Below are 11,086 nucleotides of genomic sequence, written 5' to 3'. Positions count from 1 at the left end.
ATTGAAAAACCGGATTACGTAAGTGATCTTCTGAGACGCAAGGGCATCAAGCATAATGTATTAAACGCTCGGCAGCATGAGAGAGAAGCAGAGTTCATCGCACGGGCTGGCGAACCCGGCGCGGTTACAGTGGCTACTAATATGGCAGGACGCGGTGTGGACATACTCCTGGGTGGAAAGAAGCCGGACGATGGCGATGAAAAGGCCATTAAAGAGTGGGAAGCCCGGCAGAAGAAAGTCCTTGAGCTTGGCGGCCTATACGTGATAGGCACCGAGCGCCACGAAGCCCGCCGTATAGATAACCAGCTTAGAGGGCGTGCCGGGCGTCAAGGAGACCCTGGCAAATCCCGCTTTTATGTTTCTCTCGATGACGATCTTATGCGCCGCTTTGGCTCTGAACGCATCAAGGCTATTATGGATTGGGCAGGGATGGATGAGTCCGACCCGATAGAAAATAAAATGGTTTCGCGTTCAATTGCCGATGCGCAAAAACGCGTTGAAGGCTATCATTTCGACATACGCAAGCAATTGGTAGATTTTGATGACGTTGTTAACAAGCAGCGCGAAATAATCTATGCCGAGAGACGAAAGGTTCTTACCGGAGCAGATCTTAAAACCAATATCCTGGGTATGGTTGCCGATGAGATCGAAGATATCATAACCAATCACACAGCTGATACCTATGAGCCAGATTATTCAGGATTGTTGAGCGAAGCAGGCACCATTATGCCAGTGCCTCCGGAATTGAATCCGGAAACTCTGACTCAAATGAAGCCCGAGCAAATACAGGAAGCACTCGCACATCAAGCTGATAAACTGTACCAGAAAAGGGAGCAGGAATTTGGCGAAGAAAAGATGCGTCTGCTGGAAAAGTTCCTGCTGCTCAAAACAATCGACTCCCTCTGGGTAGAGCACCTGACAAATATGGAATTCATGCGCCTGCAGGCTGGTTGGCAAACTCTTCAGCAAACCCGCGCAGCCGATGCTTATAAAAATCAGGGGTTCCAGCAATTCCAGGTCCTGCTCCAAACCATCCGTCACGACGTTGCCCATGCCATTTTCCGAATGAGCATTGTAAGAAAGGGTGAACGGCCGCTATCTCCTCCATCCGGACTCAGTATGTCAAGGCCAGGAATACCTTCCCCATCTCATTCTGCTGCCATATCAGCCGGAGCAGCCAGTGCTGCGAGGACATCCAAAACCACGGGGAAAAAAGTAGGACGCAACGATCCTTGTCCGTGTGGCAGCGGGAAAAAATACAAGCACTGTTGCGGCCAATAGCCGGGGACGTCATTTATGAGCGACTTGCCTGTCGGTTCTCACCAGGTAATAGTCCACCGCATGAAAACCTCTATTAAAGCTGGCAAGCACTGGTACCTGGCATTGATTGAAGCCATACGCGATTATCCCGAGGAGAATTATCTTGTCGGTGGAGAGGCTCTGGATTGGGTATCACTTGCCCAAATGCTGATCATGGAAACCGGGGGCGACATAGTCAACCACCGGGAAAGCGCTCAATTTATTAACCATGGTAAACCTCCTCTGAAAATTACTCCTGGAGAAGCCAGGGAAATGATCGGAGATGGTAAATATAACCTCTACCTGAACTACCTGTATGGAGTGACAGTAGAAGCTGCTCTGCTAAAAGCTGTTTGTGCTGAAATAGAAAAGGAATTTGCCAGCCTTGGCTTGACTCCTCCCGAAGACACTAAAAGCCGCGCATTTATTGCTATTTATGAAAAAGAGGAGGATAGCCTCCGCAACCTTTATGCTGGCGCAGCTGACACCGGCTCTCGCTATCAGGCACAGGATGATATCGAATTTGTGTACTGGTTGTTCAAGTACCGTTTAAAGAATTCCGACAAGGAAAAAGTTGCCTCAGACACCAAAAAAGCCCTTAATTGGCTAAATAGCAAGTCAGCCATGTTCCCCAGGCTCTTTTAACAACACCGATATCACCAACGCGCAGTATGGCTTGATAATCCGAGCTCACGTTAACCGGGGATTTTACCAGGCTACAATAATAAGCGATGGCAGATCAGCTTTTACATCCTTTTAAACCCGCTGCGGCAACCGGGCAATAAAAACTAAACGAGTTTCAGGAGATGCAAGTCATCTCAATGCGCAACATATTTTTCGTATCTGCCGTAACTTTGAATCCATCATCAATACGATATCCAGCCAGCCAGACAACTTCATCATCACATACAATAACTGGTATATTATCCCTCCAGGAGCGTGGAACCCGGGCATCTATCAAATAGTCTTTAATCTTTTTTTCCGTCCTCATTCCCATAGGAACGAATCGATCTCCCGGCTGGCGAGAACGCATCACCAGTCCAGTGGTAATCTTGGCAAGATCAAGATAACAAATTAAAGGCGCTATATCACCCCCAACCTGGTTTCCGCGGATTACACTAGTGTTTACCTTCCACCTGCCAAGTTCATTTTCGCCTGGTATTTTCAACTCGTGCTCTCCGGTGATTGGAGGATACGGGCACAAATTTTTCCCTTTTTTTGCTAAAAGATAGTGTTCATGCTCAATCGTAAAAACAATATCCCTCTTGAGTTCAATCTGCTTGCCCGCACCCCGGTCAAGGTGATTTAACACATCTTCAATATGAGAAGCTTCAATATCTTTCAATGTACCGGCAATTTCATTGGTTGCCCGACGTAGCAACGAGCGCTGTAGTGCCGGGTGAAGTGAATCAAATCCGGGCCTCTCGAACACAATAATTTCATCATGCCTGGTGACAAACTCACTCCACGCCTTATCCCGGTTGAGGGCAAGGTAGTCCAATTCATCAGCGGCAATATTTGCCAGTCGCAAAACAGCCTTTTCTATTGCCGGGTTGTATTCCCGGAGAAGAGGCAACAGCTCCAAACGAACCCGATTTCTGAATGGAGAAAGGCTAAGGTTGGTACTATCAGTACGTGTTTCAAGACCACGATTCATACAATAGGCCTCGATTTCATCGCGAGTGATATCCAGTAAAGGCCTGATAATGTTAATTTTATGTTCCCCGCAATGCCTGACAGCTAAGGGCAACAACCCTTTGAGCCCTAGAGTGCCAGTACCCCGAATGAGATGCATCAGGATAGTTTCAACGTTGTCGGATTGTGTATGACCAGTCGCCACCAGTTCGGCACCGCATTCAGCGGCGACTTCAGCCAGGTATGAATAACGCACCTCACGAGCTGCTTCTTCGAGGGTCATTTTGTGGGTTTGGCGGTATTTTTTGACATCTCTGCCACCAACTGCAAACGGCAATCCGAGACTCTGGGCTAATCCGGCTACGTATAACGCGTCTCCGGTTGATTCATCCCCCCTCAAATTGTGGTCCAGGTGCGCCACCACCAGGGAAATCTTTAATACATTTCTCAAATTGTACAGTAATTGCAAAAGAGCGACTGAATCAGGCCCTCCCGAAACAGCCACAACAATGCGGCTGCCAGGCACAACAAGGAGATACTTCCTGATAAAATCGTATACCCGATCTTCAAGCAGAGTTTGTCTTCTCACAGTCATAATCAATTTATTATATGCGATATAGCCGTCAAGAGAATACTCTACAATTCAGGGATCTTGCCTATTGTCTGCAACTATGACATCCGGAGATTATAAAGTCGAGTCGTTGGACTCTTCCATCTGCCCTGCGAGACAGACACCCATTCGATAAGCTTCATCAAGAACCCCCGGCTGGCAATTGATTGAACCAGCTTCATCTACCCCGGCAATTAACAACTCTCCCCTGTAGCTGACGTCCAGGCTGGCGAATAATGCCTTGACAGTGATCCGTGCGGCATCGAATAAATGCTTTCCCTTCCGGCCTGCAACACTGACAAAGACGCCCTTTCTGTATTTGCTATCACCCAATGGTGGCTTGCCAAGTATGTATTTCCTGGCCCAAATTGCCTGGCAGCGGTCAATGAAAAGCTTGGCATTAGCCGTCACTGTCATAAAGTGGAGAGGGGAAGCCAGTATGATGGCGTCTGCGGTTTCCATTTCCCGGTACAGAGTTTGCATATCATCGTTGATATTACATTCCCCGTCCTTCAAACACGCATCACAATGAGTACAGGGCTTAATATTCAGTATGGACAGATCGAAGTTTTTTATCTGCGCTCCCTGGCTAGCTGCACCTTCCAGCATGCGAGTTAGCAAGGCGGCAGTATTGCCCTGACGCGGGGAGCCAGACAGCCCTAGCACCTTCATTCAGGCTGCGCCTCCAACTTTTGCCAATATATCAACTTCATGTTTCTCCATAATTTCTGCTTCTGCATCTGCTTCATGATCAAATCCCAGAAGGTGAAGAACTCCATGAATTATAAGGATCGTAATCTCTTGTATCAATTTATGCCCGCCGGATTCTGCCTGCCTGGCTGCCTGAGGCAGCGAAATTATCACTTCCCCCAGCTGTTCAATACCATCTGGATACAATGGAAATTGTTCAATTGCCTCATCATCTTCATCGCTTACGATCAGCTCATCCTGCATAGCAAAAGATAATACATCGGTAGTTGCATCAATCCCCCGGTACTCCCGATTGAGCCGCTGCACATCTTCATCTCCGGTAACCACTATACCGAGCTGGAGATTGCCTTCCGGGCGGATATGCCTCAGGGTCGCCACGGCTACTTGTTCTAAATAATCTGGCTCTATCTGAGCCTGGTATTCATCGTCAATTATAATATCAACTTCCATATTTCACCCCGTCCCATTCTGGCATTGGAAACTGCTAATTGGAAAAATGATACTCCTCTAAAATACGATCTGGCTATTAAGGAGAAATCAGGAAGCCTGAAAATCCGGTTCGACACTACTATTCATCCCTAACAGTACTTCTTCATCCCCTTCCTCAACGAGCCGCGCCGGTTCGGGATATGGGGTCGGCCCCAGGCGCAAATACCAGAAGCTGAATATAAACATGCCGATACTAAAGGGAATTTTCCACCACAGGGAAGGCGGCGCCATGATGTTAAAAGCAATCAAATGACCGAGTAAATAGAGGGGAATTATAATTTTAAGCAGCAATCTCAGTTTCCCTTTCAGGCGCTCGCGGGAAACATCTATCAGCTTGCCGAATACAATTCCCAAGGCTATTGCAACCGAAGGAATTGCCGGATAGAAGTAAAAAATAAAACTAGCCCGATTGCTGATAAGGCTGGCCGGAATCCACACCAGGTATAAACCGATAAACATTGAAAAGGGGAATAATGGCGCGTCATCACCTTTCAGAGCACGATAAGTAACATAAACTATAGATGGGATTATAAGAATCCAAAGGGTAGGACTGAGCATACCGATAAAGCGCGGATTCCACCAGTAAACAAAGTTTTCCGGGGTTAATACCCACTCCCATGGTCTCGAAGCAATGCTACCGGCTTCATAGGCATCGAATGTAATCGAGCCGGTGAGCTTGACCATCTCCAGCGCGCGGCTGATTGGATTTTGAAGTTCGCCAAAGTATGTATACTCAAGTACTGGCAGAAATACCAGAAAAGCTAGAGGAGCCAGAGTAATATAGGAAGCAATAAATTTTTTCCAGTTCGGGCACCGGGCAAGAAGCCAGTGCATACCAATTACCAGTACGACCAGTACACCGTTCAACTTGGCGAGTGCAGCCAGGGCTATTGATATCGCCGATAACGGGTAGCTGCCTCTCAGATACATCCAGAGGCTTAAAAGCATGAAGAACTGGCAATACACATCAAGCATGGCAATCTGGCTTTGTACAAAAGTGAGATTCTCAAAAGCCAGGAGGAAGACAGCCAGATAACATACCTTTTCACTCAGGTTCAACCGCCGGCAAATCATATAAAAGAACACCAGCGATGCAGCGCCCATTAAAATAGCGATCAATCGCCAGCCGACTGGATTATCCCCAAATATCAGCATGCCTCCAACCACCAGCAATTTTCCAAGGGGAGGATGCTCTGTTCGCTCGGTACCGCCGGTTCCAATAGCATGCCTGGCGTCATTTACATAGTGGACTTCATCAAAAAGCGGTTCGTCCGGGCGTATCATCAGACCCAGGTGGAGCAAAAGGCTGGCAATAACAATCACCGCAATTCCAAGATACTGCCATTGCTTTAACCAATTTATACAGGATTTGAGTCTTTCCACGTCCACCAGTTATTTACAAAATAGTTCCATAGAGTAGCGCCTGCAATACCAATCAGGTTGGATAACATATAGTGAAAACCAACAATCTCGGTGAAAAAGGATAGGATTCCAAGATTGATTACCAGCCCCCCAAGGCTAACCAGATTGAATTTGACCAATCTGACAAGAAAAGATTTTGCCCCCGGGACCTGCCGGTCTTTAAATGTAACGAAATAATTGAGTAAATAGTTAGTAATAATTGACGTTTCTATAGCAAAAACAGAAGAAAGTACATAAAAAAGGCCTGCTTTTTCAGTCAGTAACCATAACAAGCCCATATTAACCAGTACGCCACTGCCGCCAACCAGGCAGAATTTAACGAAGCGCGCAAATTCCCCGCTTCTTACAGACAACCGCAGCAGATGATGCAGGTATTCATATTGCTGGTTCAGATCGAGCTTGCTTTTACCCTGTTCACGCAACTGAAATTGAAACGGGACTTCTACCACCCGATTGTATTTTCCCAATACCAGCACTTCGAGCAGGATTTTATAACCAATGGGGTCCAGCTTTATACCATCAATCACTTTTCGCTTCAATGCAAAAAAACCACTCATTGGATCTTTGACTTTCCTGGATTGATGCAACGCTAAAGCAGCAAAAATAATCGCACCACGGCTGATCAATTTTCTGAACCCGCTCCATTCGCTGCAGCCACCTCCGAGAACATAACGACTGCCAACAGCAAGGTCAGCACCATCATCTAACTTGTCCAGTAACCGTGGAATCATCTCAGGCGGATGCTGAAGGTCGGCATCCATCACCACAATCAAATCATGTTTGGCGTTTTCAAAACCCTTCACCACTGCAGAAGCCAGACCTTTTTCATCGTAGCGCACTATTACTCTAACCGGATAGCTGCTCTTTAAAGAATCAATAACCATAGCGGTGCCATCTGTACTGTTATCATCGATAAAAAGAATTTCGTAGTTATACCTGGAAAGTCTTTTTGCGATTTGTTCTACAAGTGGGACAATATTATCACTCTCATTATAAGTTGGCACTATTATTGTTACATTGTCTTTCATATTGTCCTATGCCGGAGGTTTTGAGCTATTTTACCATAAAATTAAAGATTGGTAACCTTATGTTATGATCAGCTGATAGTAGTTGTTATAATAATTGTAGCCGAGTCTGAATATGCACGCAGGAATTATTTTCAAACCGACGAAAGACAACTTTGCACCGAATAAGCTGGAATACATCTATAACAAACTGTTTGAGCGCTATAGCCATCAGCACTGGTGGCCGGGCGAAACACCTTTTGAAGTCATGGTAGGGGCTGTGTTAACCCAGTCCACATCGTGGGAGAGCGCTGCCAGGGCGATAGAAAACCTCAGAGAAACCGGGAATCTTAATCCGCACTCTCTGCAAAGGCTGCCGGAAAAGGATCTTGCAGCGCTCATCAAACCGTCCGGTTATTACAATGACAAGGCGCGCAAGCTCAAATCACTTGTTGAATGGTTGCGCGTCAGTTGTAACTATAATTTGAGTTTACTGAATGATTTTAATACGGCTGATATTCGTCAAAGCCTTCTTTCGGTACATGGTATAGGGCCGGAAACAGCTGATTCCATACTGTTATATGCCTTGAAACGTCCGGTTTTCGTAATAGACGCTTATACCTGCCGCATACTTTCAAGAATCGGCGTTGTACCAGAAGGAGGCATCAGTTATGACAATTACCAGAGGCTTTTTACGACAAATCTGGAGCCGGACACAGCCATATATAATGAATACCATGCCTTGCTGGTAAAACACGGCAAGACATCCTGCAAGAAGCAGCCATTATGCAATTTTTGCTGCATTGCCAGTATTTGCATTAGTTACAACAGCCGGATATAAAGTAATGAACATAAATAATGACAGAATATTTCATAAAGCCGCTCAGATGATTCTTGATTCTCGACACGCGGTAGTGTTCACCGGAGCAGGGGTAAGCACTGAATCCGGCATACCGGACTTTCGCAGCCCCGGTGGTATCTGGGACAGGTTTGACCAGAAGGCATTTGACTATTCCTCGTTTATTCAACAAGAGGAGTCGAGAATCATGCATTGGGAGCTATTCCGCTCACTAATAACCGGCGTCTTTCCCAATCCCGCCCATTTTGCTATAGGTGAATTATGCAAGCAAGGTTACGTTAAAGCAGTGATCACCCAAAATATCGACGGCCTCCACCAGCTCGGAGGGGCACCAACGGATTTGGTACACGAACTGCATGGCAGTATGAATACTTTTACCTGCTTGGGATGCAGGCACAGGTTCACACTGGATATAGTACTGGACATGGCGCAGAAATCCCCAGTACCGGTATGCCCCGAATGCAATGGTATAATCAAGCCGGATGTCGTTTTCTTTGGAGAATCCTTACCAGCAAAAGCTCTCGAGCAAGCACAGAAAGAATCGAGTTTATGCGATCTGTTTTTCGTAATTGGCTCGACGCTGACCGTCTATCCAGCAGCACTAATGCCGGAATACGCATTATCCAATGGAGCTAAACTGGTAATAATCAACCTTTCACCCACCCCGCTGGATGAAAAAGCAGATTTAGCGATTTACACCAAAGCAGGCAAAGTGTTGCCTTCAATTGTAGAATATATTTCAGCTAATCCTGCATGAAGTTAGCTGTTGCGATTTACCCAGGCTTCCCGACTGCGTATATCTCGGTCGAACAGCAGCCGATTTACCAGTAATTCTCCAATTGGCGTGTGAAGACTAATCTCAGATCTGGGCGGAGTTAATCTTCTGATAACAACAATTATAAAAAGTAACAGGAATCCGAAGAAGGCTCCAGTTCTATCGCTTATTCCCAGCGGAGAAGCGACAAACCAGGCCAGGAGCGGAAGAGCGGTTAATGCAATCAATACTCCCAGAGCAAGATGTTTAAATGGGAATAAGCTAAAAGCCAAGACAATCATTATTACCCCAAGCCAGGGAGATACCGCCAAAACCATTCCAAGACTGGTAGCAATTCCTCGCCCTCCCTTAAAACCAAGAAACACTGGCCAATTGTGGCCTATCACTGCCAATAATCCGATAACAATCTGGTAAAAAAGTTCCATTCCGGCGATACTTGCCAGCCAAACCACCAGATAACCTTTACCTATATCAAACATAAATACTGGCACAGCAAGTATCTTTGAAGTCATTCTGGCAACATTAGAGGTTCCAACATTCCCGCTGCCGGTTTCCCTCAAATCAATACCCTTGCTCAAACGCGCAGCTATATATGCTGCCGGAACTGAGCCGAGCAGATAGGCAAACAAGCCTAACAGCACAAACTGCCAGCTTAACATAGCGAGACCCTCATCCCTTTATACCGCAATCCCTTTTTGTCTGGCCTTTCGATACAATTCGGCTGCCACACCCCTGGGCACTCCTGCTTTACCCGGAAGAACCTCAACGGTATCATCTATTCCATGATAATCACTTCCACCAGTAGCAATCAGGTTTAATTTTGACGCAATTTCGAGAAGCCTACGCCGTTCTTCGCCATTATAATCCTTGTAATGTACCTCGATTCCAACAAGCCCGGCTGCAGTTAACTCAGTTATTATCGAAATATAATTATCAACGGTAAGCGGGTGAGCCATCACCGGCAGCCCTCCGCACCTGGTAACCAGCTGGACAGCTTCTGCAGGAGTGATTTTAAAACGCTCTGCATATGCCGGCTTCCCCTGAGCCAGATAAAGATCAAAAGCTTCTTCAAAACTGCTAATATAACCACCTTCCAAAAGCGCTCTGGCAATATGAGGACGGCCTATATTGGAATCCCCTGCTAGTTGGCAAACCCTTTCCCACGTCACCGGAATGCCCAGTTTGTTTAATTTGTCAACCATTGCCTGTGCGCGCTCGGCCCGATCTGAACGCATACTGCGACAAACAGAAAGCAATTCAGGACTGCGATGGTCAATGAAATAACCGAGAAGATGCAGTTCGCTTCCAGGGGCATGGGTGCTCAACTCGATGCCAGGGATAACCTTTAAACCAGAATGTTTGGCAGCCTGGTTAAGGGCGGAATCGATGCCATCAACAGTATCGTGGTCGGTAATAGCCATCACTGATAGCCCTCTTTCAGCTCCAAGATCAACTAGATCTGCCGGATCTATACGACCATCGGATGCAGTGGTATGAAGATGCAGATCTATGCTCAATTAACCGACATCCTTTGTAATGCGTTCAATCGAAATTGCCTTTCCATTTTCTTGATCGATATCGAGCAGCATAGCAGTAAACTTTACTGGACCTTTAGCGGCGGAAAGCCTGCCTGGCATCATAGTAAGCACCCTTTTCAGCACGGCATCGATTTCATCTCCAATGATGGATTCAACCGGTCCCGTCATGCCGATATCACTTACAAATGCCGTCCCCCCAGGGAGCACCTGGTGGTCGATAGTGCCTACATGAGTATGAGTTCCCAGCACAGCGCTTACTCTGCCATCCAGATATCTGCCCAGCGCAATTTTTTCCGCAGTTGCTTCTGCATGGAAATCTACAATGATAACCTTTGGAAGCGGCTCGACACTTGAAAGCAGTGTATCCATAGCACGGAAAGGACAATCAAAATTGCCAATGAATACTCGCCCTATCAAGTTAACTATCATAACGTTGCGCTCAATTATGTAACCTTTACCAGGAACACCAGGCGGATAGTTCAATGGGCGCACCAGCGGTAATGAATCTATCTCGGGAATTATATCCTTGTGCGCCCAGATGTGGTTACCCGAAGTAAGCACGTCAACACCAGTCTGGAGCAGCTCACGGGCGGTTTCTGGGGTAACTCCGATGCCTCCGGCCAGATTCTCCGCATTCGCAATAACCAAATCCAGATTTAATTCGTTTCTCAACCCTGGCAGCAACTGTTGTAAAGCCTGCCGCCCGGGTTTTCCGATAACATCTCCAATAACCAGTATTTTCAT

Annotated in this window: 12 protein-coding genes; 4 read left to right on the top strand and 8 right to left on the bottom strand. The window is 46.6% G+C overall.

Annotation, left to right across the window (positions count from 1 at the left end; all coding sequences use genetic code 11):
* The coding region (locus PHX29_01280) for an SEC-C metal-binding domain-containing protein (GenBank protein ID MDD5604541.1) at positions 1–1,281 on the top strand (1,281 nt) is incomplete at its 5' end.
* Between the two features lie 15 nt (positions 1,282–1,296).
* The gene (locus tag PHX29_01275; GenBank protein MDD5604540.1) at positions 1,297–1,944 is read left to right on the top strand and encodes a hypothetical protein; all 648 of its coding nucleotides are present in this window, start codon (positions 1,297–1,299) and stop codon (positions 1,942–1,944) included.
* A 154-nt stretch (positions 1,945–2,098) separates the two neighbouring features.
* Here PHX29_01275 and tilS read toward each other — a convergent pair whose 3' ends face one another.
* The 5 genes from tilS to PHX29_01250 all read right to left on the bottom strand — a co-directional run bounded on the left by tilS (position 2,099) and on the right by PHX29_01250 (position 7,194).
* Positions 2,099–3,529: a tRNA lysidine(34) synthetase TilS gene (tilS, locus tag PHX29_01270; protein ID MDD5604539.1), complete on the bottom strand. Its 1,431-nt coding sequence runs from the start codon at positions 3,527–3,529 to the stop codon at positions 2,099–2,101.
* 90 nt (positions 3,530–3,619) lie between these two features.
* Complete coding sequence (locus tag PHX29_01265; protein MDD5604538.1) at positions 3,620–4,216, bottom strand: flavodoxin family protein; 597 nt, start codon at positions 4,214–4,216, stop codon at positions 3,620–3,622.
* Positions 4,217–4,705: an rRNA maturation RNase YbeY gene (gene ybeY, locus PHX29_01260; protein MDD5604537.1), complete on the bottom strand. Its 489-nt coding sequence runs from the start codon at positions 4,703–4,705 to the stop codon at positions 4,217–4,219.
* Between the two features lie 87 nt (positions 4,706–4,792).
* Positions 4,793–6,127 (bottom strand): phospholipid carrier-dependent glycosyltransferase, encoded by a 1,335-nt coding sequence (locus tag PHX29_01255; GenBank protein ID MDD5604536.1) that lies wholly within the window; start codon positions 6,125–6,127, stop codon positions 4,793–4,795.
* A complete protein-coding gene (locus tag PHX29_01250; GenBank protein ID MDD5604535.1) occupies positions 6,103–7,194 on the bottom strand; it encodes a glycosyltransferase family 2 protein in 1,092 nt (363 codons plus the stop codon). Before PHX29_01250 ends, PHX29_01255 begins: the two co-directional genes overlap by 25 nt.
* Positions 7,195–7,306: 112 nt before the next feature.
* Between PHX29_01250 and PHX29_01245 the strand changes: the two genes are divergently transcribed.
* Both PHX29_01245 and PHX29_01240 read left to right on the top strand, forming a co-directional pair.
* Positions 7,307–8,011, top strand: coding sequence for an endonuclease III domain-containing protein (locus PHX29_01245; protein MDD5604534.1), 705 nt, complete (start codon positions 7,307–7,309; stop codon positions 8,009–8,011).
* 4 nt (positions 8,012–8,015) lie between these two features.
* Complete coding sequence (locus tag PHX29_01240; GenBank protein ID MDD5604533.1) at positions 8,016–8,786, top strand: NAD-dependent deacylase; 771 nt, start codon at positions 8,016–8,018, stop codon at positions 8,784–8,786.
* 2 nt (positions 8,787–8,788) lie between these two features.
* On the opposite strand, the gene PHX29_01235 is transcribed toward PHX29_01240, so the two are convergent.
* Genes PHX29_01235 through PHX29_01225 form a run of 3 tightly spaced genes read right to left on the bottom strand, consistent with a single transcriptional unit; the run spans position 8,789 to position 11,086 of the window.
* Complete coding sequence (locus tag PHX29_01235) at positions 8,789–9,463, bottom strand: glycerol-3-phosphate acyltransferase (protein MDD5604532.1); 675 nt, start codon at positions 9,461–9,463, stop codon at positions 8,789–8,791.
* 18 nt (positions 9,464–9,481) lie between these two features.
* Complete coding sequence (locus PHX29_01230) at positions 9,482–10,321, bottom strand: PHP domain-containing protein (GenBank protein ID MDD5604531.1); 840 nt, start codon at positions 10,319–10,321, stop codon at positions 9,482–9,484.
* Complete coding sequence (locus tag PHX29_01225; GenBank protein MDD5604530.1) at positions 10,322–11,086, bottom strand: TIGR00282 family metallophosphoesterase; 765 nt, start codon at positions 11,084–11,086, stop codon at positions 10,322–10,324.

The organism is Dehalococcoidales bacterium (genome assembly GCA_028717385.1).
GTDB lineage: Bacteria > Chloroflexota > Dehalococcoidia > Dehalococcoidales > CSSed11-197 > CSSed11-197.
This window is presented reverse-complemented; position numbering and strand designations above follow the sequence as displayed.